Source organism: Chryseobacterium sp. HMWF035, from assembly GCF_003094695.1.
GTDB lineage: Bacteria > Bacteroidota > Bacteroidia > Flavobacteriales > Weeksellaceae > Chryseobacterium > Chryseobacterium gambrini.
Genome location: NZ_QEHP01000028.1, coordinates 31978 through 55625 on the forward strand (window position 1 = coordinate 31978; position 23648 = coordinate 55625).

The window sequence follows — 23648 nt, forward strand, 5'->3', positions numbered from 1 at the left end:
TTACTGAAATATGTTAAACTTCGAGAGAAAAGGAAACGGAAAAGAAACTTTGGTTCTGCTTCACGGCTTTATGGAAAATCTTTCTATCTGGAGCGATATGGAACCTCATCTTTCCGACAATTTTTCATTGTTAAAAATAGATCTTCCCGGTCATGGACAATCTGAAATTATTGCGGAAGTTCAGACGATGGAACTGATGGCGGAAGAGGTAAAAAAAGTTTTGGATCATGAAAATATAACCAAAATTCACTTACTCGGACATTCGATGGGAGGGTACGTTTCTCTGGCTTTTGCAGAAAAATATCCTGAATACCTGAAAAGTTTAACTTTATTTTTCTCCACGTATTTTCCGGATGATGCTGAAAAAAAAGAACAGCGCATCAAAAGTTACCGCATCATCAAAGATGCTTTCGCGCATTATGCAAGAGCAGGAGTTCCGAATCTGTTCAATCCCAATGAAAAAGACATTCTGGAAGGAAAAATAGAAACCGCACTGGAAGTTGCCCTTTCTACCAATAATCTCGGAGCTTTGGCATCTGTAAAAGGAATGGTGGAACGAACGGACAAAAAGCATATCATGGAAAATCTTGAGGCAAAAATTTTGGTTCTTGCCGGAAAGCATGACAACGCGGTGAAAACCGAAACCATGATTAAGCATCTTCCCGACCGCACCAACATCAAATCCTACATTCTTGATTGCGGACACAACGGACATTGGGAAAAGCCTAAAATCTGCGCAGAGATCATCAATACAGAGCTTCTTCACAATATGCCGAAACATTTGGTCTTTTAATATGCTGGATTTTTTCTCTTTCAAAAAAAAGAAACCCGTCATCGGTCTGACTCTTTCAGGCGGAGGAATGCGCGGAATTGCTCATATTGCGGTTCTGAAAGCTTTGGAAGAGTATCATCTGAAACCGGATATTATTTCAGGTACCAGTGCAGGATCAATTGTAGGAGCTTTTTATTCTTTCGGGAAATCTCCGGATGAAATGATGGAAATTGTTAAACAGACTACTTTTTTTTCGAGGTCTTATCTTAAACTTTCCAAGAACGGAATTTTCAGCTCGAAATTTATTCTGAAACTCTTCACCGATCATTTTCCTGAGGATGATTTTAACATTTTAAAAATTCCTTTGTATGTTGCCGCCACTGAAATGACGCACGGAATTGTAGATTTTTTCTCGGAAGGTGAACTTTTCATTCCGTTATTGGCTTCTTCGAGCGTTCCTTTTGTTTTGCCTCCGGTAAAAATTGGCGAAAAAATTTATGTAGACGGCGGTGTTTTAGACAATCTACCGATTGAACCAATTGTAGACAAATGCGATTTCCTGATTGCTTCCCACGTCAATTCCATCAGCTACGACAGTCTGGAAAAAATGAGTTTAATGAAGGAATTTGACCGGATTTTACATTTGGCCATCGCAAAATCTGTATATTCCAAAGCCAAGACCTGTGATATTTTTCTGGATCCGCCGAAGATGACGAAATTCAGTCTTTTCAACAAAAAATTCTTAGATATTATGTTTCAGGAAGTTTATGAATACACTTGTAAAGAGCTTGAGGAAAAGGGATATTCGAGGAGTTAGAGTTAATGGTTTGAGGGTTTTAGAGTTTTAGTGTCTTAGAGTTACAGCGTTGAGAGTTTTAGTGTTGAGAGTTTTTAGAATGTGAGTGAGTCTTATTGTGAACAGTCTGAAGGTCTGCGAACGTATTTCAGGAAGGACGAAGCAATCTCTTCAAAAGAAATTTAAATTCTGCGTTGATTATTTTTCAGGAATTTAGAGATGATAAAATAAATAAATTCACATTCAGAATCTTCACTCCACTTTATTCCGTTCTGAATGAAAATTATACGCAACTTTCTCAGCCTGAATCTTAAACTTAGCCTAAACCTCCACCAAAATTACAAACTCTCCTCCCCTTCTATTTTCACTTTGAATGTTTCAATGGTTCCCTGCAAAGATTCGTAAGATTTTCCTCCGGCTGCATTGATGTGACCTCCCCCATTGAAATATTTTCTTGAGAACTGATTCACATCCATATCATCTTTACTTCTGAAAGAAATTTTAATAAAATCTTCATACAGATCTTCCATGAAGAATGCTGCCATTTTTACACCTAAAATACTCAGTCCGTAATTAACGAAACCTTCTGTATCGCCTTTCTGGAAACCATATTCTTTCAGCTCTTCCCTTGTTAAATAAAGGACAGCCACTTTTCCGTCTTTTACCACTTCTATTCTTCCTAAAATCAGGGCTAATAAATGAAGACGGGAAACCGTATTCGTATCCCACGTATTGGAAGTAATCATCGCAGGATCTGCTCCGTGTTCGATGAGATTGGCAATAATTCTGTGCGTGGTTGCACTTGTAGAACGGAATCTGAAACCTCCTGTATCCGTCATAATTCCGGTATAAAGACATTCTGCAATATCGTTATTCACAAGATTTTCATCATTCATCGCTTCTATGAAATGATAAATCATCTGACAAGTCGCAGGAATTACGGTATCGGAATAAACAAAGTCAAATTTTTCAGGCTGCTGATGATGGTCGATAAGAATTTTTTTCGCTCTGGAATTCGTAAGCCAGTCTCCCAAAATTCCGATTCTGGAAGGCGCATTGAAATCAAGGCAGAAAATAACATCTGCTTCATAAATAAGATCAGAAGCTACTTTTCTTTTGTAATCTGCAATAAGAACTTTTTTTGCTTCTGGCATCCATTTCAGAAACTTCGGAAAATCGTTGGGAACGATTACCTCTGCATGAATTCCTTTTGCTTTCAGATAATGTTTTAAACCAAGGCTGGAACCAATAGCATCGCCGTCCGGATTATAATGGGTAAGAATTACAATTTTATGTTCCGGAGTAAGTAACTTGTTGATTTCTAAAAGTTCTGCTGGTGTAAACATCATGATGTTTATTTTTTCTTTAAATTTGAGTTTCCAAAGATAGAGCTTTTAAACAAATCATTGTGCATTATTTTTGAATATCGGGAAAGTACGCATCCCATCGGCATTTGCAAAGAATGCATGAAAAAACAGTGTAAATTTTTTAAAAAAAGATTTGTAAAGTTTGCAACTTTTAAAAAATTCCATATCTTTGCAACCTGAAAATTAATAGATAATTACGATTTAAACATATAGTAATGAGTAAAAGAACATTCCAGCCATCAGAAAGAAAAAGAAGAAACAAACACGGTTTCAGAGAAAGAATGTCTACGCCAAATGGAAGAAGAGTTTTGGCTGCGAGAAGAGCTAAAGGCAGAAAGAGTTTAACTGTAAGTGCTTCACGCGCTAAGAGATAATCTTTTTATTATCATATACAAATCATGCTTGAAAAGTAGTTTTTCAGGCATTTTTTGTTGTTAAATTTTCCCAAAATTTAGGTTATTTATTCTTCTTTTTCCTATTTTTAAAATCTGAAAAAATTTTAAGAAAAAGTACTTTAAAACTGAATTATGCCACATACAAATATCGCCGGAGACAATATCATCAGCTTACAGCACGCGAAGATTGCCCAAAAAAACTTCACGGTTCTTTCTGATGTGAATCTGAACATCAAAAAAGGAAGATTCTGCTATCTTATCGGGAAAACAGGTTCCGGAAAAAGTTCCCTGCTGAAAACTTTGTACGGGCATATTCCTTTGGCTTCCGGACACGGCGCAGTGGTAGGTTTCGATCTTGCCAAACTGAGAGCTTCCGATGTTCCGAACCTGAGAAGAAAATTAGGAATTGTTTTTCAGGATTTCCAATTGCTTTCTGACAGAACGGTTGAAAAAAACCTGAAATTCGTACTGGAAGCAACAGGATGGAGCGATAAGACAAAAATGGAAGACCGCATTAACGAAGTTCTTGGCAGTGTAAACATGAAAAGCAAGAAGCACAAAATGCCGCATGAACTTTCAGGAGGAGAACAACAGCGTGTTGCTATCGCGAGAGCGCTTCTCAATCATCCGGATCTTATTCTTGCGGATGAGCCTACAGGAAACCTTGATCCTGAAACTTCCAATGAAATCATGACTTTACTAAAGCAGGTTGCGCTTGAAAACGGAGCTGCCGTAGTAATGGCAACACACGATTATCATATGATCCAGAATTTCCCGGGTGAAGCCATAAGATGTGAAGACGGAAAAGTTTCTGTGCTTGATACAGCAGAATTATTTGAATAAAATTTAATCATTAAAAACAATTTAAGAAGTTAAATTGTTTTTAATGATTAAATTTAAATTATTGATTTCAAAATAAAGATCACTTAACACCCTTAACTCGTTAACAACCAGTCCAATGGTTAAAAATAGGTTTTATTTTCTAAAAACATGAAACTCTTTAGTGAGTTCAAGATATTGGTCCGAGTATTGTCTCGGACTTTTTTCTATGGTAAATTCGAGTTCTTCATAAGATCTTTCGCTTATGGAAAATTCAAGAATCAATCTTTTTGTTTTTGAGTTTTCAATGCCTTTAATATTGATTTTTTTAACTAAAAACAACTGATTTTCATTCGCAATCTGAATAAAATCATTTCCGGCTTCGACAGGAATAATGACTGAAAACATTCCTTTTTCCGTTAGTAAAGAAGATGATTTTGAAATGAGCTGTCGGAAATTTAATTCCACGGTCTGCCTTGCGATTTTATCTTTTTCAGAGCCGGAAGCTTCAAAATATGGAGGATTGGAAACAATCAGATCAAATTTTTCTTCGGATTCGAAATATTTAAAGTCCTGCTGAATATTTTTTAATTGTGAAGCGAAAGGTGAATTTTCAAAATTAAGTTTGGTGAGATGCGCCGCTTCTTCATTGATATCGATTCCCAAAAATTGCGCCTTCTGATTTTTTTGCGCCAACATCATCGAAATTAATCCGGTTCCTGTTCCGACTTCCAATACTTTAGAAGCGTTATCAACACAAGCTAAAGCACCCAGCAAAACACCGTCCGTTCCTACGCGAAAGACGTTTTTAGACTGCTGAATTTCAAATTGTCTGAATGTAAAAGGCTTCACTATAAATTTGTCGGTAATGTGATGGTAAATGTTGATCCTTTTCCAACTTCTGATTTAACGGTGATTTCTCCTTTGTAATCTTCCACCATTTTTCTTACCATGGAAAGACCAAGTCCCATTCCGCTGTTTTTTGAAGTGAAATTTGGTTCAAAAATCCTTTCATAAATATTTTCCGGGATTCCGATTCCATTGTCCTGTACGGAAATCATTACACGTCTCTGATGCTGCTCAAGATCTACATTGATGATTAATTTTCTTTCATCGCTTTCCGCCTGTCTCGCATTCGTTACAAGATTGGTAATGATTCTGGACAGATAAATTCTGTCCATATTAATCATGATATTGCTTTTATTGGAATGCATGAATATGCTGTCATCATTAAAAACACGGAGAATATCTTCCACCTCAGTGTTCAGATTGATGATCTCATTGTTTTTTTCAGGCAATTTGGCAAATTCCGAGAATGCAGAAGCTACGGTAGCAATCAAATCGATCTGATCGACCATGGTTTTGCTCATCTGCTTCACTCTTTCCCTGATATTCGGATCTTCGGGATCAAATTTTCTTTCAAAATTTTGAATGGTCAGTTTCATCGGCGTTAAAGGATTTTTCACCTCATGCGCAACCTGTTTTGCCATTTCTCGCCACGCTTCTTCCGAAGCTTTAAAACGAAGCCTTTCCTTCTGATCCTGAATCTGGAGAATCATTCTGTTATACGCTCTTGCCAAAGCATTCAGTTCGTCATTTTTATAGTAACGGATCGGGCGCATTTCATTTTCAAACAATGTAATGCGCGTAATCATATCCGAGAATTTCGTAATATTTTTTGCCAGATTATTAGACATCACCCAGCTAAACCACACACTGAATAAAATCAATAAAACATCTACAAGAACAATATACTTTACATAAACATTTAAGACATCAAAATATGCAGCTTCATCATGATAAAGCGGAATGTATACGATCCCTATAGGTTCTAAATCATTATTTCTCAATAATAAATATGAGGACGTAAGAACTGCATCTTTGGTAGCATCATACCCTTTAATATCAACCCTTGCTTTGGTTGCCAAAATACGGTTAAGAATATTTAAAGGAACAGGTTTTTTATACTCCGAATTTCCTTCCACACTGGAAAGAAGATAATTTCCCTTTAAATCATAAACAACAACAGGATGTTTGTTAATATCGGCTATCTCATATATTTTATTATCCAGAAGCTCAGGAAGATCGCTCGTTTTTACACGTGTCCTGCTCAGTTCATAATCCAGATAGCTCATTACAGTACCCGTCTTATTCTGCATATCAATCTCACTCTGTTTTTCGTAATTTTCTTTCAAAACAAAGTATGGAACCAGCGAAGAAGCGACAACACTTAAAAGGCAAACCAATAAGAAACCGAAGAACACACGGTTCCTTAAGCTATATCCTTTATACATATTAATTGACATCCGCTATTTTTTAATTAACCTAGCAATATACTTACCAATTATATCAAATTCCAGATTAACTTTATCTCCAATTTTTAAATATTTCATATTTGTGAATTCCCATGTATACGGAATGATCGCTACAGAAAATTGCGTATCCTCACTTTTCGCCACCGTTAAACTGATCCCATTCACTGTAATTGAACCTTGTGGAACGGTTACAAAATTTCCGTTATCTTCATACTTCATGGTAATAAAATAACTTCCGTCTTTATTTTCGATATTTACCACTTCACCTGTTTTATCAACATGCCCCTGAACAATATGTCCGTCGAGCCTCCCATCCATTTTCATGCAACGCTCAAGATTCACCACGGTTCCCTCCTGCCATTTTCCAAGATTTGTTTTTTCTAAAGTTTCATTGATGGCGGTTACCACATAACGGTCTCCTTCGATTTTCACAACCGTAAGACAACATCCGTTATGCGCAAGGCTTTGATCAATTTTTAATTCATTGGTAAACGGGCATGTTAAGGTAAAATCTATATTGCTTCCGTTTTCTTCGATCTTCTCAATTACTCCAACTGCTTCAATAATTCCTGTGAACATATTATTTTTTGCTAAATTTGTAAAATTATAATGTTCAAAGATAATCAAAATGAGCCCAAAAAACCATAAAGTACGAGTAGGAATTTCAATTGGAGATTTCAACGGCATCGGTCCCGAAATCATCATGAAATCTCTTGCAGACAAAACCATTACGGATTTTTTCACACCTGTAATTTTTGGTTCGGGAAAATTATTTACCTATCAGAAAAATATTTTTAAGTTAAATTTAAATTTTAACTACATCACCGAAGCTTCGCAGGCTCAGGCAGCAAAACTGAACATGGTGAATCTGGTGAAAGAAAATTCGATGGTAGAACTGGGAACACCTACTGAAGAATCCACCAAAATGGCGATCGATTCTCTGGAAGCGGCTACCGAAGCTTTACTGAAAGGGGAAATCGATGTTTTGGTTACGGCACCAATCAACAAAGATGAAATGGTGAAAATGGGCTTTAAACACGCTGGTCACACAGGATATTTTGAAGAGAAATTCAATAAAAAAGGATTGATGTTTCTGGTAACGGAAGATCTTAAAGTAGCGGTTTCAACACACCATATTCCTATTGCACAGGTTGCAGAAAATATTTCCAAGGAAAAGATAAAAAAACAGATCCGAGTTTTAAATCAGACTTTAATTGAAGATTTTAATATTACCCGACCGAAAATTGCTGTTTTAGGCTTAAATCCTCACGCTGGAGACGGCGGAGTAATCGGAAAAGAAGAAATTGAAGTTATTGCTCCGGCAATTAAGGAACTTTCAGACAATGGAATTCTTGCTTTCGGACCTTTTCCGGCAGACAGTTTTTTCCAGCCCGGAAAATATAAGAGCTTCGATGCAGTTTTAGCCATGTATCACGATCAGGGACTGGCTCCTTTCAAAACTCTGGCGTATGAAGAAGGCGTAAATTACACGGCAGGACTTCCATTCATCAGAACATCTCCAGATCACGGAACGGCTTATGATATTGCAGGAAAAAATGTTGCCGATCCACAGAGTTTTACAGAAGCTATTTTCACTGCTATCAAAATTTTCAGGAACAGAACGGAATACAACGATCTGATGAGCAATCGTCTGCAGCCAAGAAAAATGGCAGTAGATAACGGAATAGACGAAGATCTGCCGGATGAAACTGAAGGATAAATCTTTAATAAAGATTTTAAATTAATTTGTTAGAAATTTTATTTGTTATTATAAAAAAATTGCATATTTTTGCACACTCATTTTATGGACAAGTTAAGAAACTATGACGTAAGCTTTTCCGGGTTAAAAACCGGCAAGCACGAGTTCAGGTTTGAGATAGATAAAGAGTTCTTTCAATTATTTGACACTGAACAGGAATTTACAAATCCTAAAATTGCGGTGGATGTCTTATTAGATAAACATTCTACTTTTTTAGAATTTGAGATCAAAGTAAAGGGAACGGTAGAACTGGTTTGTGATATTTCGAATGAAAATTTCGATCATCCTATTGAAAACCAGATCAAAGTTTTGGTAAAATTCGGGGAAGAGTATGATGACAGCGAAGAAGATGTAATCACGATCCCGACCTCAGATCATGCGTTTAATATCGCTCAGCTGATTTACGAAAACGTAGCACTTTCCATTCCGATGAAAAAGATTTCCCCGAATGTAAGTGATGATGATCTTGCTATCCTGGAAAAGTTCAGCCCGAAAGAAATTCAGGAAGAAGAGGAGGAAGAACATGAAAGCGACCCGAGATGGGACGCACTAAAAAATTTGAAGAATAAAAATTAAATAGTTTAATGATGAGATGATGAATCTCATCGCTCATCAATTAAAAAAGTTATTACAAAATGGCACATCCAAAGAGAAGACAGTCGTCTACAAGAAGAGATAAGAGAAGAACTCACTACAAAGCTGTAGTTCCTCAATTAGCTAAAGATGCAACAACAGGAGAGCTTCACCTATACCACAGAGCTCACTGGCATGAAGGAAAACTTTACTACAGAGGTAAAGTAGTATTGGAAAAAGAAGTAGCATCTACTGAAGAAAACTAAGAGTCGATTTTCCTCGAAAAACACTCATTTTAATACAAAAACCGCCCAATTTTGATAAAATTTGGCGGTTTTTTGTTGTTTTTTATGTTTTTTTGGTATCTTTGGAACAAAATCAAATATCAATTTTATGGACATTAAAGACATACAAAATCTTATTAAGTTTGTATCTAAGGCAGAAGTTTCTGAAGTAAAGTACAAAACTAAAGATTTCGAAATCACTATTAAAACTCCATTGGCTGGAAGTGAAGTTGCTTACGCTCAACCTGCGGTTTACCACACTGCTCCTCAACAGGTAGCTGCTGCTCCTGCACTGGCTGCAACTCCGGCTGCTGCACCTGCTGCAAGTACAGAAACTGCTTCTGACGACAGCAAATACGTGACCATTAAGTCTCCAATGATCGGAACTTTCTACAGAAAGCCATCTCCTGACAAAGACGTGTTCGTAAATGTTGGTGATGAGGTTTCTAACGGAAAAGTAGTTTGCGTTATTGAGGCAATGAAGTTATTCAACCAGATCGAATCTGAGGTGAGCGGAAAAATCGTTAAAATTTTAGTAGACGATGCAACACCTGTAGAGTACGATCAACCTTTATTCTTAGTAGATCCATCTTAAGGAATTTTAGATTAAAGATTATAAATTTTAGATGAAGCTTTTCATTTAAAATAATTTAAAATTCAAAATTTATAATTTAAAATTTAGGAGAGATGTTCAAAAAAATATTAATAGCCAATCGTGGCGAAATTGCAATGCGTATTTTACGTACTTGTAAAGAAATGGGAATTAAGACCGTTGCGGTATATTCTACTGCAGATAAAGACAGTCTTCACGTAAGATTTGCTGATGAAGCTGTTTGTATCGGTCCGGCAATGAGCAAAGATTCCTATCTAAAAATTCCTAATATTATTGCTGCTGCGGAAATTACCAATGCAGACGCTATTCACCCAGGTTACGGTTTCTTATCTGAAAACGCTAACTTCTCCAGAATCTGTCAAAAGAACGGTATTAAATTCATCGGTGCGACTCCTGAGCAAATTGAAAAAATGGGAGACAAAGCTAACGCTAAGGCAACCATGAAAGCGGCAGGTGTACCTTGCGTACCGGGTTCAGACGGTTTGATCGAGTCTTATGAAATCGCTGCAACAACTGCTGAGGAAATTGGTTATCCGGTGATGATCAAAGCAACTGCAGGAGGTGGCGGAAAAGGAATGAGAGCCGTTTGGAAAGCCGAAGACCTTAAAGACCACTGGGAATCTGCAATTCAGGAAGCTGTAGCGGCATTCGGAAACGGAGGAATGTACATGGAAAAACTGATCGAAGAGCCAAGACATATCGAAATTCAGGTTGCGGGAGACCAGTTTGGTAAAGCCTGTCACCTTTCTGAAAGAGACTGTTCGGTTCAGAGAAGAAACCAGAAACTTACTGAAGAAACTCCTTCTCCTTTCATGACGGACGAACTTCGTGAGAAAATGGGAGAAGCGGCTGTAAAAGCTGCAGAATTTATTGGATATGAAGGGGTGGGAACTATCGAATTCCTTGTAGACAAGCACAGAAATTTCTATTTCATGGAAATGAATACAAGAATTCAGGTAGAGCACCCTATTACTGAGCAGGTTATCGATTATGACCTGATCAGAGAACAGATTCTTCTGGCTGCAGGAACTCCGATTTCAGGAATTAATTATTATCCGAAATTGCATTCAATTGAGTGCAGAATTAATGCGGAAGATCCTTACATGGATTTCAGACCTTCTCCGGGGAAAATCACAGGATTAAATATTCCTGGAGGACATGGAGTAAGAGTGGATACGCACGTTTATTCAGGATATACAATTCCTTCTAACTACGATTCTATGATTGCAAAATTAATCACAACGGCTCAGACGCGTGAAGAAGCGATTGCAAAAATGAGAAGAGCACTGGAGGAATTTTATATTGAGGGTGTAAAAACAACAATTCCTTTCCACAGACAACTGATGGATAATGAGGATTACCTTTCAGGAAACTATACTACAAAATTCATGGAGGATTTTGTGATGGACAGAAAATATGATAATCACTAAATTGATTATTTAAAAATATTTGAACCGCCTCATTTTTGGGGCGGTTTTTTATTAAAAATCAAAACGAAAAGATATTTAAACTGTAATTGATAAGTGATTGGAATAATAATTTCTAAAACATTCTGTTCTATCATTAAATTGTACTTTTCCCACGAAAAATTTCAGTAGAAGATTTCTGTTTATTCATATCAATTATAATGTTTAAATTTGTACAAAACCTAAATTTATGTCAACAGTAGAAACAGTAAAAGACTCACAATATTTCATTGATCTTGAAGACCGACACGGAGCCCACAACTATCACCCTCTTCCGGTTGTTTTAGATAAAGGAGAAGGTGTTTTTGTCTGGGATGTGGAAGGAAAGAAATACTACGATTTCCTTTCTGCGTATTCTGCTGTGAACCAAGGTCATTCTCATCCGAAAATTGTAGGAGCATTAGTTGAGCAGGCTCAGAAACTGGCTTTAACATCAAGAGCTTTTTACAATTCGAAACTGGGAGAATACGAAAAAAAGATCACTACCCTATTTGGTTTTGATAAAGTTTTACCGATGAATTCCGGTGCTGAAGCAGTGGAAACGGCGGTAAAATTAGCAAGAAAATGGAGCTACGAAGTAAAAGGAATTTCTGAAAATGCTGCAAAAATCGTAGTTTGTGAAAATAATTTCCACGGAAGAACCACAACAATTGTTTCGTTCTCCAATGATCCTGATGCGAACCAGAATTACGGTCCGTTTACTCCAGGTTTTATTAAAATTCCTTACAACGACCTTGAAGCTTTAGAAGAAGTTTTAAACAGAGAAGCAGAAAATATTGCGGCATTTCTGGTTGAGCCTATTCAGGGTGAAGCCGGAGTATATGTTCCGAATGACGGATTTTTAAAAAATGCTTCTGAATTGTGTAAAAAGCATAATGTTCTTTTTATTGCCGATGAAGTTCAGACAGGAATTGCAAGAACAGGGAGATTAATCGCCTGTCATCACGAAGATGTACAACCTGATATTTTAATTTTAGGAAAAGCCCTTTCTGGCGGAATGTACCCCGTTTCAGCAGTTTTGGCGGATAATGAGATCATGAATGTGATTAAACCGGGACAACATGGTTCTACGTTCGGAGGAAATCCAATTGCGTGTGCAGTAGCTGTTGCAGCTTTAGATGTTGTAGAAGAAGAAAAACTTTCTGAAAGAGCGGAAGAACTGGGAAAATTATTCCGTTCTGAAGTTGAAAAAATCATCGAAAAGACAGACCTCATCACAAAAGTTAGAGGAAAAGGCTTGCTGAATGCTATTTTAATTAACGACACTCCTGAAAGTTCCACGGCATGGAATCTTTGTCTGAAGTTAAAAGAAAACGGACTGCTTGCAAAACCTACCCACGGAAATATTATCCGTTTGGCTCCGCCTTTGGTGATTACAGAAGAGCAATTGCTGGATTGCGTGAAAATTATTGAGAAAACTATTTTAGAATAGACCTGTTTTGGTAGAAATTATTATTCCGATATACAAAAAAACACCTGATGCAGATGATCTGATTTCGATAAATCAGGCATTCCATGTTTTAAAAAATCACAAAATTACGTTTATTCATCCCAAAAGTTTGGATGTGAGCAACTATGAAAAGTTCACATCCAGATTTTTGGCTTTTGATGATGTTTACTTTAAAAATATCCACGGCTACAACTGTCTTATGCTGAGTGTAGATTTCTACAACAGCTTTTCGGAAAAATATTTACTGATTTATCAGACCGACTGTTTCGTGTTTAAAGACGAGCTTCTGGATTGGTGTAATAAAGATTTTGATTATATTGGCGCTCCCTGGATCAGAAGTTCTGAGAAGATACCAATTGTAAAATTAGTCGTAGAGAGAATTTTGGTCAAAACCAAATCAGTAATTAATTATAAAAAGAAGGGAAAATTTCAGAAAGATAAATCGTTATTATATAATGAAGTCGGAAACGGAGGACTTTCTTTACGAAAACGTGCAAAGTTTTTGGAAGTACTTGAAAAAATACCTAACGTAGTTAAGATTTATTTAGATCCTAAACATTCAGGTAAATTTTATGCTGAAGATGTATTTTTCAGTATAGAACCTCAAAGAAACGGCATTAATTTTTTAAAACCTCATTATAAACAGGCATGTAGGTTCTCTATAGAAAACAAACAGGAAAAAGCCTTGAAAATAAATCACGGAAAACTTCCTTTTGGATGTCACAGGTGGACGAAAGAAAAAAATTTTTGGAGAGAAATTTTTAAAGAATTTAATGTTGAAATATAATGATATGATGAAAAAAGAATTTTCAGGTAAATCTATAATAATTGCAGTTCCTGATCATTTTGGTCTTCCTGAAAGATTTAAAGATAATTTAGAAGCGCTTGGATTTAATGTATTAGTAATTCCTGATACTGTAAAAGTAAAAATAGGCATTCTTAATACAATCATCCATGCTTATAAAAAGATATTTTTAGGTGATAAAACTTTTAAAAACAGAAAAAAAGCTGAACGGAAATTAGAGAGACAAATATTAACTCTTAATAATTACAATTTAAAATCATATGATTATGCTTTGGTAATCAGACCTGATCTTTTTAGTTCTGAGCTTATATCTGAAGTAAAGAAAAGAGCGAATTTAATTTCTGCTTATCAATGGGACGGTTTAGACAGATTCCCTTTGGTGTATGAAAGAATAGACTCTTTTGACCGCTTTTTTGTATTTGATGTTAATGATCTTGAAAAGAATACCAGACTTCTTCCTCTCACTAATTTTTATTTCGATGATATTAAATTAAGGGATAAAAAATTTGATGTTTATTTTGTAGGGACTTATATGAGAAATCGAATTGATTTACTTATAAAACTTGCCAGAAAGTTTCAGGATATGAAGCTTAAAACCTCCATAAATTTAAATATCAATTCTAAGGAAAAGGCAAAAAAATTTGTTAACGAGCCGATAACAATAATCGAAAAACCCATGCTCTTTAAAGATAACATTATTAATGTCTCTCAATCTGATATCATCTTAGATTTTGCAAATGATATTCATTATGGTATTTCCATGAGAACTTTCGAAGCGATCGGGTACGGAAAAAAATTAATCACAAATAATCCTTTAGTAAAAAAATATGATTTTTATAATTCAAATAATATTTTTGTGATTGAAGATGATAATATTGATGGTCTTGAATCTTTTATATCCACTCCCTATGTTGATCTACCTAAAGAAATTATAGAGAAATACAGTTTTACAAATTGGCTGAAATATGTCTTGGATATCCATCCGTATTTACCAATAAACCTACAATCTTAACATGATAAAAATATCTAATAATAGTATTTTTTATATAGTCTGTCCGGCAAACTATGCAAGTGGAGGACCGGAAGATCTTCATCAGATGGCATTGGCATTAATGCAAAGCGGGAAGAAAGTTTTCATGCATTATCTGAATTACGATGCAGAAAAAAATTCTTCTCCTATACACAAGGAATATGAACACTACCAAATTCCCTATACATTTTCTATAGAAAATTCCAGACAAAACATCATGATATTCCCAGAAACCTTTTCTATATTTATCTGGGAAAAAAAATATTCAAAAATTCAAAAAATAATCTGGTGGCTAAGCGTTTCTAATTTTTTCACTTCACTTAAAGCCTGGGAAGAAAATTTCAAAGAAAATCCGCCAAAACTAAAACACAGATTATTAGGAAGAATAAAGCTGCCGACAATTAAAAATATTAAAAAAGCAAAGATTCATCATTTAGCCCATTCATATTTTTCAGTCGATTTTTTACAAAAAAATAAAATAGAAACAATAGGCAAAATTTCAGGGTATATGGAAGATATGTTCCTTACAGGCAAAAGCTATGTTTCCCAGAAAAAAGATATTGTTACATATAATGCTGTTAAAAATAAAGATTTTCTTGATAAGATAAGAAACCTAACCCCAGAAATCAATTGGCTTCCAATGATTAATATGACACTGGACGAAGTTGCAGACTGCATGATATCCGCTAAGGTATATGTAGATTTTGGCCATCATCCAGGACGAGAAAAAATGCCCAGAGAGGCATGCTTATTAGATTGCTGTCTTATTATAGGTAAGGAGGGCTCCGCCTTTTTTAAACAGGATGTCCCCATCAAAGATGAATATCATTTTGATAAGACTGAGGAAAACATCCCTTTGATTATTGAAAAAATAAAAGACTGTATTGCTAATTACGATTCTAAAATAAAAGATTTTGCGGATTATAAACATGACCTTTTACAAGAAAAGATTATATTCCAAAAAAAAATAAATGAAATATTCGCAATAAATGAAATATGATTATTTAATAGTAGGAGCAGGTCTTTTCGGAAGTATATTTGCTTATGAAGCCCGGAAAAGAAATAAAAAATGTCTGATTATTGATAAACGTAATCATAAAGGAGGCAATATCTATTGTGAAAATATAAACGGTATTAATATCCATAAATACGGAGCGCATATTTTTCATACAAATGATAAGGAAATATGGGATTATGTAAATCAGTTTGCTGAATTTAACAACTATATAAATTCTCCAATAGCCTTTGCCAAAGGTAAGTATTATAACCTTCCGTTTAATATGAATACCTTTTATCAACTTTGGGGAACTAAAACTCCTTCTGAAGCTCTGAAAATAATTAATAGCCAAAGAAAATTATACGGAAAAGAAGATCCTAAGAATTTAGAAGAGCAGGCAATTTCTTTGGTAGGAAAAGATATTTATGATATTCTTATTAAAGAATATACCGAAAAACAATGGGGAAGAAAGGCTTCGGAACTTCCAAGCTTTATCATAAAAAGGCTTCCTGTAAGATTTACCTTCAATAATAACTACTTCAATGATAAATATCAGGGAATTCCTATTGGCGGGTATAATGTAATAATTGATAATTTATTAAAAGACATTGAAGTAAGAACAGAAGTGAATTTTTTTGATAATCGCGATTATTACGAAGGTATTGCAAATAAAATTGTATTTACAGGACAAATCGATGAGTTTTTTGAGTATCAATTTGGAGCTTTAGAATACAGATCTTTAAGATTTGAGCATGAAAGTATTGATACCGAAAATTTTCAGGGAAATGCAGTAATTAACTATAATGACGCAGAATACCCTTTCACGAGAATTATTGAACACAAGCATTTTGAATTTGGAAATCAAGAAAAAACTGTAATAACAAGAGAATTTCCAGATCATTGGACCATAGGAAAGGAAGCTTATTATCCTATCAACAATGAGGAAAATCAACAAAAATTTGAAAAATATAAAGCTTTAGCTAAAAATACAGAAAATGTAATTTTTGGAGGACGTCTTGCGGAATTCCGTTACTATGATATGCACCAGATTGTAGGCTCAGCTTTAACCAAAGTTAAAAAGGAATTCAATGAATACTAAAATAATCGTTGCCACTCATAAAGAAAAAGCGTTACTTAATAACGAAATATTCTTACCCATTCAGGTAAATGCTAAAGTAAATGATTATACCATTGACCCAACGTATTTATCAGATAGCACATTAGATAATATTTCTGAGAAAAATTATACATTCAATGAATTAACAGCATTATATTGGGCTTGGAAAAATCTTAAAAGTCCGGTTATTTTCGGATTAATGCATTACCGAAGATACTTGGATATTAATTACAAAAAAAAGTTGTTTAAAAAAGAATCACAAAACATTCTTGAGTCTGTACAAAAGAATGATTCCAGATTAAATAAACTTCTTGATACAAAAAAAACAGAAAAAAATACAATAAAACATTTAAAAAAATATGATTTTCTGGTTCCACGTCCTGCAATATGCAGTATTAACGGAATTATAACTTCTCTTGAAAATGATTATAAACATAATCATAACCCGGAAGATTGGGATATTTGTATGGATATTATTCGGAAAAAATTTCCAGATTATGACGAAAGTATTACAAAATACCTTGAAAATGGCAGTAATTTCTATATAGGAAATATGTTTATTACAAGATATGAGCTTATGAACGATTACTGCAATTGGCTTTTTACGATTCTATTTGAGACAGAACGAAAAATAACCTTTAGTGATGATCCTTATCAAAGAAGAGTCATCGGTTTTTTATCCGAGAGACTTTTCACCCTATATATATTACATAACAATTTCAGGTTAAAACATTTACCTATTCTTTTTGTAGAATAGAGAACAACAGTTAATTATAAAGACTTTGAATTAAAAATAAAAAGGCTACAGCAATCTGTAACCTTTTTATTTTTAATTCCTGTCATATTCATCCTCGAGCCTCACAATATCGTCCTCTCCGAAATACGTTCCGGTCTGTACTTCAATAAAAACGACCGGCTTATCCGAAAGATTCATTATTCTGTGTTTCGCACCAAGAGGTATAAAAATACTTTCACCGTAAGATAAACTGATCTCCTTATCATCCAGAACTATGGTTGCATTACCTTCAATGATCGTCCACTGTTCCTGTCTTTTATGATGATACTGGTAAGATAATTTCTGTCCCGGATTTACTTCTATTCTTTTCAGCTTATAATGTGGCTCATCCGCTAAAACATAATATTTTCCCCAAGGTCTTTCTCCGATTTCTAGCATATCTGTCTAATAATTTTTAGCGAATGTAGTCAAAATATTTTTTCAATACCAAAAGTGATATTAAATTTTCAACATTTTTATCATTAAACTGAGCTCTGTATTCTTTGGCTTTTCGTATTATTTCCAAAGCTTCATTTTCATGATCGATGTAATACTGAAGCTTTTCCTCAAGATTTTCATAATTCTCATCAATCCCGATAAAATGTACATCTGGTTTTAAAGTTCCTTCCATATACCATGTTTCCATCTTTAAAGGCGGCGAAACGGCAATAGAATTAGAAGACATGATCCATTTTAAATTCGTGGCAACATCATTTCCTTCAAGGCTTAAAATAAATTTACTTTTTAAATGCTCCCCGATCGAAATCTTAGGTTTTATCCATTCCTGATTTCCGTTTTTATTAACCTGGCCTAGATCACAAAGCGGATTATTAAAATATTTTTCATAAAATCTTTTTCGGTGTTCCTGATGAACTGCCGCTCTTCCAATCATGATATTTTTCTTTTCAGAAAAATTCAGGTCGTCTTTTACAGAGACGAAATGCCTCGCCTTATCAAGATTCAGTAAAATATTGTTCTCATTATTTCCGTGAATAGGACGGCTTTTCGTGATTTTGGGAAAATCCAGAATGGTATTAACATCACCAAATGCAAAATCTATTTTTAAATCTTTCGGAAAATATCTTGCATACTCATAAGTATCAAAATAGTAGGCTTTCGGAGTTTTAGGCTTCAAAAGATCTGCGATTGTAGTTCCGGAATGATTTACTTGGGTTTCCGATGAAATCTTGTTGTAGTAGTCTACTCTTCTTTCAACTGTTGTAAGCTGTTCTTTGGAGACGGTTTTATAGAGATCATCAATCTTTTTTTCGAAAGATTTTACAGGAAATAATCCTCTTGCAAATCCCTGAATATAAAAAGACAACTTATTCTGTTTTTTAACTTGTGCCATGGTGAATTTAAAACTCCACAAAAATACAGCATTATATCTGTTATTTTTCGAAAAGGAAATTATTTTAATTGATTTTTACACTTAGAAAATTAAATCGTTCAAATAGATGATTAAAATTAGTTTATCGCAAATAAATGTACCTTTTTATATTAGTTTAAGTAAATTTGCAAAAATTTTTATTTAAAATGGACAAAGTAAGAGTACGTTTTGCTCCAAGTCCTACGGGACCTTTACATTTAGGAGGCGTAAGAACCGCATTATACGATTATCTTTTTGCTAAAAACCAGGGAGGTGAATTTGTATTGAGAATTGAAGATACAGATACCGCAAGATACGTTGAAGGAGCAGAAGAATACATTGAAGAAGCCCTTGAATGGTGCGGAATTATTGCCGATGAAAGCCCGAAAAAAGGAGGAAAATTCGCTCCGTACAGACAATCTGAAAGAAGACATATTTACGATAAATATACAGAGCAGATCTTAAAAACAGATTATGCTTATATCGCTTTTGATACTGCTGAAGAACTGGACGCGATCCGTGCAGAATATGAGGCAAGAGGAGACGTTTTTTCTTATGACAATAAATCAAGAAACCGTTTGAGAAACAGTATTGCACTTTCTGAAGAGGAAGTTCAGAAATTGCTGGATGAAAAAACGCCGTATGTCGTGAGATTCAAAATGCCGATCGACAGAACATTAAATCTTGTAGACATCATCAGAGGAAATTCGTCCGTGAATACCAATACTTTAGACGATAAAGTTCTGGTAAAAAACGATGGAATGCCGACTTATCATTTCGCCAACATCATCGATGACCACGAAATGGAAATTTCTCACGTTATCCGTGGTGAAGAATGGCTGCCTTCTTTAGGACTGCATACCTTATTATATGAAGCAATGGGTTGGGAAGCGCCTCAGTTTGCCCATCTTTCTTTGATTTTAAAACCTGAAGGAAAAGGAAAACTAAGCAAAAGAGATGGCGATAAATTCGGGTTCCCTGTATTTCCTTTGAATTTTACAGATCCTGCAACAGGAAATATTTCCAAAGGATACAGAGAAAGCGGATATCTGCCTGAAGCATTCATCAATATGGTTGCACTTTTGGGCTGGTCTCCTGCAGACGATAAAGAAATTTTATCTCTGGATGAAATGGCAAAAGAATTTGATCTGAACAAAGTTCATAAAGCCGGAGCAAGATTCAGCAAAGAAAAAACAGAATGGTTCAATCATCAGTACATCCAGAAAACTTCGGATGAAGATTTACTGAATATTCTTAAAAATTCAGATTTAAATTTAACATTGTCAGACGACAAACTGTTAAAAGTGATTAAGCTGATGAAGGAAAGAGCTACTTTCCCGAAAGACATCTACGAAAACGGAAAATTCTTCTTCGAAGCCCCTATTTCTTATGATGAAAAAGCATCTAAAAAAGCCTGGAATGATGAAACTTCGGCAATTTTAGGGGAATTGGCTTCAAATCTTGAAGGAGCTGATTTTAATGCTGAAAATCTTAAGCAGACGGTTCATGATTTCGCCGAAAATAAAGGTCTGGGAATGGGTAAAGTGATGATGCCTTTACGTTTGTCGTTGGTTGGAGAACTGAAAGGACCAGATGTTCCGGACATCATGGAACTTCTTGGAAAAGAGGAAACTATCTCCAGAATAAACAATGCTATCAATAATTTTAAATAGATTTTGATAATTTTTCATAAATTTGAAAGATTTAATTTACTTCAAGAATGGAATATTTAAGTTTCGAACTTCCTATAAAAGAATTAATGGACCAATACCAAACCTGTTCTTTAGTAGGAGAAGAAAGTGGTGTTGATGTAAAATTAGCATGTAGCCAGATCGAGGATAAAATCATAGAAAAGAAAAAAGAAATCTATGGAAATCTTACCCCTTGGCAAAGAGTACAACTTTCCCGCCATCCGGATCGTCCTTACACACTGGACTACATCCACGGAATGGTGGATAAAGGCAGTTTCTTAGAACTTCACGGAGACAGAAATTTCGCAGATGATCCTGCCATGATCGGTGGTTTAGCAACCTTGGACGGTCAGAAAGTAATGATCATCGGAACTCAGAAAGGAAGAACTACAAAAGAAAGACAGCACAGAAGATTCGGAATGCCGAATCCTGAAGGATACAGAAAAGCTTTGAGACTGATGAAGCTTGCAGAAAAATTCAGAATTCCTGTAATCACTTTGGTAGATACACCGGGAGCTTATCCTGGTCTTGAAGCGGAAGAAAGAGGACAGGGAGAAGCAATTGCAAGAAACATTTTCGAAATGACGATGCTTAAAACTCCTATTTTCACCTACATTATTGGTGAAGGAGCGAGTGGCGGAGCATTAGGAATTGGTGTAGGAAACAAAGTATATATGTTGGAAAACACTTGGTATACGGTAATTGCACCGGAAAGCTGTTCATCCATCCTTTGGAGAAACTGGGATCATAAAGAAGATGCGGCAAACGCTCTGAACCTGACTCCGAAAGATGCTTTAAGAGAAAAATTCATCGACGGAATTGTGGAAGAACCTCTTGGAGGAGCACATTATGATCCTGAAACAACCTATCTGAACCTTAAAAATTCAATATTGCAGAACATCAAAGCCTTTTCAAAATTCACTGGAAAAGAACTTGAAACCCAAAGACAGGAGAAATTCATTGCGATGGGGCAATTTAAAGGATAAAATATAAAACCCGGTTAAGAAAAATTTCCTTAACCGGTTTTTTTTATTGTTTGTTTTTTGTACAAAATAAAGGTTAACTTTCACTACTGCTTGGTAAAGATTAAATCTTTTGTTTCTGGTAGATAAATCGTTGTATCTAAATTAGGAGGGCATTTAGCTGCTGTTGTAACTATATCATTGGGTCTATATTCCCACGAAACTTGTGTTGGACTAATTTTTTTTAGTTTAATTCCTCCAAAACCTATGTTACAATTTGTACCCGTATAAGCAAAATTTACTGTATTTTCAATTGAATCAATATCAATACTGTACAAAGCTGCAATATTAAGATTATTATTTTGGGTATCCTGTAAAATAACTCCAGATGGATTTTTCACAATATATTTTATTACTAAAACATCCATATAATAATTCTTTTGACTACTTTCTTCTAATTTATGTTCTTGCTTAGTTATATAAAGAGTAATCTCTTTACCATTAAAACTTGCTTTATAAATTCCTATGTAAGAATTAAGCTCATTATTAATATCTTTTAAATATGCACCATTTGGTATATCAAAAAAAGAAGTATTAAGAGGTAAAGTTTGAGCTTGACAAGAAACTAAGCTAGTAATTAAAGCTAATGTTAAAAATTTAATTAAGTTCATATTTTATATTTAAAATTTTTTAATTAAGGACAAGGTGTCCCTACAGGAATTCCATTTATGTCTAAATTTACATTATAAACGTTACCATTAGGTTCTATTCGCTGCAAATTCACTTTTCCACTTAAATTCATAGTTTTTAGTGTTTCTAGAAATAATTTTTCCAACCCTTTCCATAAGCAAAAAACCGCCTTTCAGCGGTTTATATCTATTGCTTTATGAAAATTAAATCCTTTGTTTCTGGAAGATAAATGTTTGTGTCCAAAGCAGGAGGACATTTATCCGTTGTAGTTACAATATCATCTGGACGATACTCCCAAGAAATTTGTGTAGCATTTATTTTTTTTAAATAAATATCTCCCCAGCCGACACTACAATTTGTACCGCTATAATAAAATGTGATTGCATTTTTAGAAGGACTCGTTCCTATGCTATAGAATTCAATATCAGTAAAATTATTCTGAGTATCTTGCAAAATAACTCCTGATGAATTTTTCACAATATACTTTACAATTAATGCATCCATATAATAAGTTTTTTGCCCTGTTTGTTCTAACTTGTTTTCTTGTTTAGTAATAAATAAAGTAATTTCATTCCCATTAAAATTAGCTTTATAAGTTCCTACATAAGGTGATAATTCATTATTAGTATCTTTAAGGTAAGCCCCATTAGGAATAGTTGAAAAAGCTGTATTAAGAGGCAAATTTTGTGCTTTACAAGAAATTAAACTTATAAACAATGTTAATGCAAATAAAATTTTTGTTTGTATTGTATTCATATTTATTTTTTTAATTGATTATTAAGGACAAGGTGTTCCAATAGGTATACCATTACTATTTTCAGTTACATTATAAACTGTTCCGTTTGGTTCTACTCGTTGCAGGTTTACCTTTCCACTTAAATTCATAATTTTTAATGTTTCAAGAAATAATTTTTCTAATCCTTTTTCATTTAAGTCACCTGCTGAATTTTTGAGATATGTATTCCCGTTTAAATTCGTATCTGTTAATTCTCTAATAATTTTACGGTAATTTTTTTCAAATTGATTCATTTGTGCCGTTGTATAAGTATAACCTCCCAATTCCGCACCTGTTCCTGTATAAGTTATTACATAGTTTATAAATTGCTGATTGCTTGGTGGACAATTACACCATTCCGCTGCAATCATCCCTAAATAAGCATTTCCAACACCATCTTGTATACTTTGTGCAGCTGCAAATCCAAATAGAGCATCTATATCTGGTGGGGAAAACATATGTGTTCCTAATGCTGTGTGATTATGGTATCCTCCATAAGAATCAGTCACGTCATTAAATATCACATGGTGAGCCGCACTAACATTAGCAGGAACTATTGTTCCGTCTTTCTTCTCTTTAAAACCTATTTCTCCTGCGTTTATGTTACTCAGAGTGCTTAATGCCTGTGCTTTTACATTATTTATTCCCGCTTGTACATTTGGTTTATTAAGGACAGATTTAGTTTTCTCACAGGGTGTCTGGTTAATCGCAGTACTGTCTTCAGGATTTCCAAATCCACCCCCGAAAGGCGGATAATCATAACCACCGTTCCCGCTTCCATCATCCGGATTCTCAAAAGTATCAATGGTAAGATCGATACAGATGGTG

26 protein-coding genes are annotated in these 23648 nt (G+C 34.7%); 17 read left to right on the forward strand and 9 right to left on the reverse strand.

Annotated elements, in window-relative coordinates; all coding sequences use genetic code 11:
* The first annotated feature begins 10 nt into the window (after nucleotides 1-10).
* Nucleotides 11-793, forward strand: a complete 783-nt coding sequence (locus tag DD829_RS05250) for an alpha/beta fold hydrolase (protein ID WP_087705740.1) — start codon at nucleotides 11-13, stop codon at nucleotides 791-793.
* A gap of 1 nt (nucleotide 794) precedes the next feature.
* A complete protein-coding gene (locus DD829_RS05255) occupies nucleotides 795-1589 on the forward strand; it encodes a patatin-like phospholipase family protein (RefSeq protein ID WP_076390589.1) in 795 nt (264 codons plus the stop codon).
* Between the two features lie 317 nt (nucleotides 1590-1906).
* Here DD829_RS05255 and DD829_RS05260 read toward each other — a convergent pair whose 3' ends face one another.
* The gene (locus DD829_RS05260) at nucleotides 1907-2914 is read right to left on the reverse strand and encodes a DHH family phosphoesterase (protein ID WP_108410827.1); all 1008 of its coding nucleotides are present in this window, start codon (nucleotides 2912-2914) and stop codon (nucleotides 1907-1909) included.
* Nucleotides 2915-3150: 236 nt separating this feature from the next.
* Here DD829_RS05260 and rpmH point away from each other — a divergent pair, with 236 nt between their 5' ends.
* Complete coding sequence (rpmH, locus tag DD829_RS05265; RefSeq protein ID WP_007843334.1) at nucleotides 3151-3309, forward strand: 50S ribosomal protein L34; 159 nt, start codon at nucleotides 3151-3153, stop codon at nucleotides 3307-3309.
* Nucleotides 3310-3462: 153 nt separating this feature from the next.
* On the forward strand, nucleotides 3463-4173 hold the full coding sequence (locus DD829_RS05270; protein ID WP_076390587.1) for a cell division ATP-binding protein FtsE: 711 nt from the start codon (nucleotides 3463-3465) through the stop codon (nucleotides 4171-4173).
* Nucleotides 4174-4305: 132 nt separating this feature from the next.
* On the opposite strand, the gene DD829_RS05275 is transcribed toward DD829_RS05270, so the two are convergent.
* From DD829_RS05275 to DD829_RS05285, 3 genes are read right to left on the reverse strand one after another with little or no spacing between them, the layout of a single operon-like run.
* Nucleotides 4306-5001: a tRNA1(Val) (adenine(37)-N6)-methyltransferase gene (locus DD829_RS05275; RefSeq protein ID WP_228408132.1), complete on the reverse strand. Its 696-nt coding sequence runs from the start codon at nucleotides 4999-5001 to the stop codon at nucleotides 4306-4308.
* Nucleotides 5001-6455 carry a sensor histidine kinase gene (locus tag DD829_RS05280; protein WP_116547582.1) on the reverse strand — a complete coding sequence of 485 codons (1455 nt, stop codon included), beginning with the start codon at nucleotides 6453-6455 and terminating at the stop codon, nucleotides 5001-5003. Before DD829_RS05280 ends, DD829_RS05275 begins: the two co-directional genes overlap by 1 nt.
* 3 nt (nucleotides 6456-6458) lie before the next feature.
* Nucleotides 6459-7043, reverse strand: a complete 585-nt coding sequence (locus DD829_RS05285; protein WP_116547583.1) for a riboflavin synthase — start codon at nucleotides 7041-7043, stop codon at nucleotides 6459-6461.
* 49 nt (nucleotides 7044-7092) lie between these two features.
* Here DD829_RS05285 and pdxA point away from each other — a divergent pair, with 49 nt between their 5' ends.
* The 11 genes from pdxA (at nucleotide 7093) to DD829_RS05340 (ending at nucleotide 17315) form a co-directional block, all read left to right on the forward strand.
* On the forward strand, nucleotides 7093-8184 hold the full coding sequence (gene pdxA / locus DD829_RS05290) for a 4-hydroxythreonine-4-phosphate dehydrogenase PdxA (RefSeq protein ID WP_116547584.1): 1092 nt from the start codon (nucleotides 7093-7095) through the stop codon (nucleotides 8182-8184).
* An 84-nt stretch (nucleotides 8185-8268) separates the two neighbouring features.
* On the forward strand, nucleotides 8269-8799 hold the full coding sequence (locus DD829_RS05295) for a YceD family protein (protein ID WP_108411190.1): 531 nt from the start codon (nucleotides 8269-8271) through the stop codon (nucleotides 8797-8799).
* A gap of 59 nt (nucleotides 8800-8858) precedes the next feature.
* Nucleotides 8859-9062 (forward strand): 50S ribosomal protein L32, encoded by a 204-nt coding sequence (gene rpmF, locus DD829_RS05300; protein WP_076390581.1) that lies wholly within the window; start codon nucleotides 8859-8861, stop codon nucleotides 9060-9062.
* A gap of 127 nt (nucleotides 9063-9189) precedes the next feature.
* Nucleotides 9190-9675 carry an acetyl-CoA carboxylase biotin carboxyl carrier protein gene (gene accB / locus DD829_RS05305; protein WP_116547585.1) on the forward strand — a complete coding sequence of 162 codons (486 nt, stop codon included), beginning with the start codon at nucleotides 9190-9192 and terminating at the stop codon, nucleotides 9673-9675.
* A 92-nt stretch (nucleotides 9676-9767) separates the two neighbouring features.
* The gene (accC, locus tag DD829_RS05310) at nucleotides 9768-11123 is read left to right on the forward strand and encodes an acetyl-CoA carboxylase biotin carboxylase subunit (protein WP_076390579.1); all 1356 of its coding nucleotides are present in this window, start codon (nucleotides 9768-9770) and stop codon (nucleotides 11121-11123) included.
* 226 nt (nucleotides 11124-11349) lie between these two features.
* Nucleotides 11350-12591, forward strand: a complete 1242-nt coding sequence (gene rocD / locus DD829_RS05315; protein WP_087705755.1) for an ornithine--oxo-acid transaminase — start codon at nucleotides 11350-11352, stop codon at nucleotides 12589-12591.
* A 7-nt stretch (nucleotides 12592-12598) separates the two neighbouring features.
* Nucleotides 12599-13396, forward strand: coding sequence for a DUF5672 family protein (locus DD829_RS05320; protein WP_108409962.1), 798 nt, complete (start codon nucleotides 12599-12601; stop codon nucleotides 13394-13396).
* 4 nt (nucleotides 13397-13400) lie between these two features.
* A complete protein-coding gene (locus DD829_RS05325) occupies nucleotides 13401-14426 on the forward strand; it encodes a hypothetical protein (RefSeq protein ID WP_123906812.1) in 1026 nt (341 codons plus the stop codon).
* A 1-nt stretch (nucleotide 14427) separates the two neighbouring features.
* Nucleotides 14428-15444: a hypothetical protein gene (locus DD829_RS05330; RefSeq protein ID WP_116547587.1), complete on the forward strand. Its 1017-nt coding sequence runs from the start codon at nucleotides 14428-14430 to the stop codon at nucleotides 15442-15444.
* Nucleotides 15434-16540 carry a UDP-galactopyranose mutase gene (gene glf / locus DD829_RS05335; RefSeq protein ID WP_108409986.1) on the forward strand — a complete coding sequence of 369 codons (1107 nt, stop codon included), beginning with the start codon at nucleotides 15434-15436 and terminating at the stop codon, nucleotides 16538-16540. The genes DD829_RS05330 and glf overlap by 11 nt, the downstream gene beginning before the upstream one ends.
* The gene (locus tag DD829_RS05340) at nucleotides 16530-17315 is read left to right on the forward strand and encodes a DUF4422 domain-containing protein (RefSeq protein WP_108409987.1); all 786 of its coding nucleotides are present in this window, start codon (nucleotides 16530-16532) and stop codon (nucleotides 17313-17315) included. Before glf ends, DD829_RS05340 begins: the two co-directional genes overlap by 11 nt.
* 72 nt (nucleotides 17316-17387) lie before the next feature.
* Here the strand turns inward: DD829_RS05340 and DD829_RS05345 are convergent, their stop codons facing one another.
* A complete protein-coding gene (locus DD829_RS05345; protein WP_076390574.1) occupies nucleotides 17388-17732 on the reverse strand; it encodes a phosphomannose isomerase type II C-terminal cupin domain in 345 nt (114 codons plus the stop codon).
* 16 nt (nucleotides 17733-17748) lie between these two features.
* Nucleotides 17749-18684 (reverse strand): glycosyl transferase family 90, encoded by a 936-nt coding sequence (locus DD829_RS05350; protein ID WP_108409988.1) that lies wholly within the window; start codon nucleotides 18682-18684, stop codon nucleotides 17749-17751.
* Nucleotides 18685-18869: 185 nt separating this feature from the next.
* Here DD829_RS05350 and gltX point away from each other — a divergent pair, with 185 nt between their 5' ends.
* Nucleotides 18870-20375, forward strand: coding sequence for a glutamate--tRNA ligase (gene gltX, locus DD829_RS05355; protein WP_108409989.1), 1506 nt, complete (start codon nucleotides 18870-18872; stop codon nucleotides 20373-20375).
* 47 nt (nucleotides 20376-20422) lie between these two features.
* Nucleotides 20423-21379, forward strand: coding sequence for an acetyl-CoA carboxylase carboxyltransferase subunit alpha (locus DD829_RS05360; protein ID WP_076390571.1), 957 nt, complete (start codon nucleotides 20423-20425; stop codon nucleotides 21377-21379).
* An 83-nt stretch (nucleotides 21380-21462) separates the two neighbouring features.
* On the opposite strand, the gene DD829_RS05365 is transcribed toward DD829_RS05360, so the two are convergent.
* The 3 genes from DD829_RS05365 to DD829_RS23490 form a co-directional block, all read right to left on the reverse strand.
* Nucleotides 21463-22026, reverse strand: a complete 564-nt coding sequence (locus tag DD829_RS05365) for a DUF6705 family protein (protein WP_116547588.1) — start codon at nucleotides 22024-22026, stop codon at nucleotides 21463-21465.
* Between the two features lie 205 nt (nucleotides 22027-22231).
* Nucleotides 22232-22801 (reverse strand): DUF6705 family protein, encoded by a 570-nt coding sequence (locus DD829_RS05370; protein WP_116547589.1) that lies wholly within the window; start codon nucleotides 22799-22801, stop codon nucleotides 22232-22234.
* A 21-nt stretch (nucleotides 22802-22822) separates the two neighbouring features.
* A partial coding sequence (locus DD829_RS23490; protein ID WP_165814840.1) for a hypothetical protein occupies nucleotides 22823-23648 on the reverse strand: 826 nt, incomplete at its 5' end.

Coding starts and splice junctions, on each gene's coding strand:
- DD829_RS05270 (WP_076390587.1), top strand. CDS start 3,463: ATGCCACATACAAATATCGCCGGAGACAATATCATCAGCTTACAGCAC.
- DD829_RS05255 (WP_076390589.1), top strand. CDS start 795: ATGCTGGATTTTTTCTCTTTCAAAAAAAAGAAACCCGTCATCGGTCTG.
- DD829_RS05285 (WP_116547583.1), bottom strand. CDS start 7,043: ATGTTCACAGGAATTATTGAAGCAGTTGGAGTAATTGAGAAGATCGAA.
- rpmH (WP_007843334.1), top strand. CDS start 3,151: ATGAGTAAAAGAACATTCCAGCCATCAGAAAGAAAAAGAAGAAACAAA.
- DD829_RS05345 (WP_076390574.1), bottom strand. CDS start 17,732: ATGCTAGAAATCGGAGAAAGACCTTGGGGAAAATATTATGTTTTAGCG.
- accC (WP_076390579.1), top strand. CDS start 9,768: ATGTTCAAAAAAATATTAATAGCCAATCGTGGCGAAATTGCAATGCGT.
- DD829_RS05350 (WP_108409988.1), bottom strand. CDS start 18,684: ATGGCACAAGTTAAAAAACAGAATAAGTTGTCTTTTTATATTCAGGGA.
- DD829_RS05250 (WP_087705740.1), top strand. CDS start 11: ATGTTAAACTTCGAGAGAAAAGGAAACGGAAAAGAAACTTTGGTTCTG.
- pdxA (WP_116547584.1), top strand. CDS start 7,093: ATGAGCCCAAAAAACCATAAAGTACGAGTAGGAATTTCAATTGGAGAT.
- rpmF (WP_076390581.1), top strand. CDS start 8,859: ATGGCACATCCAAAGAGAAGACAGTCGTCTACAAGAAGAGATAAGAGA.
- rocD (WP_087705755.1), top strand. CDS start 11,350: ATGTCAACAGTAGAAACAGTAAAAGACTCACAATATTTCATTGATCTT.
- DD829_RS05295 (WP_108411190.1), top strand. CDS start 8,269: ATGGACAAGTTAAGAAACTATGACGTAAGCTTTTCCGGGTTAAAAACC.
- DD829_RS05330 (WP_116547587.1), top strand. CDS start 14,428: ATGATAAAAATATCTAATAATAGTATTTTTTATATAGTCTGTCCGGCA.
- glf (WP_108409986.1), top strand. CDS start 15,434: ATGAAATATGATTATTTAATAGTAGGAGCAGGTCTTTTCGGAAGTATA.
- accB (WP_116547585.1), top strand. CDS start 9,190: ATGGACATTAAAGACATACAAAATCTTATTAAGTTTGTATCTAAGGCA.
- DD829_RS05360 (WP_076390571.1), top strand. CDS start 20,423: ATGGAATATTTAAGTTTCGAACTTCCTATAAAAGAATTAATGGACCAA.
- DD829_RS05340 (WP_108409987.1), top strand. CDS start 16,530: ATGAATACTAAAATAATCGTTGCCACTCATAAAGAAAAAGCGTTACTT.
- DD829_RS05325 (WP_123906812.1), top strand. CDS start 13,401: ATGATGAAAAAAGAATTTTCAGGTAAATCTATAATAATTGCAGTTCCT.
- gltX (WP_108409989.1), top strand. CDS start 18,870: ATGGACAAAGTAAGAGTACGTTTTGCTCCAAGTCCTACGGGACCTTTA.
- DD829_RS05260 (WP_108410827.1), bottom strand. CDS start 2,914: ATGTTTACACCAGCAGAACTTTTAGAAATCAACAAGTTACTTACTCCG.
- DD829_RS05365 (WP_116547588.1), bottom strand. CDS start 22,026: ATGAACTTAATTAAATTTTTAACATTAGCTTTAATTACTAGCTTAGTT.
- DD829_RS05280 (WP_116547582.1), bottom strand. CDS start 6,455: ATGTCAATTAATATGTATAAAGGATATAGCTTAAGGAACCGTGTGTTC.
- DD829_RS05370 (WP_116547589.1), bottom strand. CDS start 22,801: ATGAATACAATACAAACAAAAATTTTATTTGCATTAACATTGTTTATA.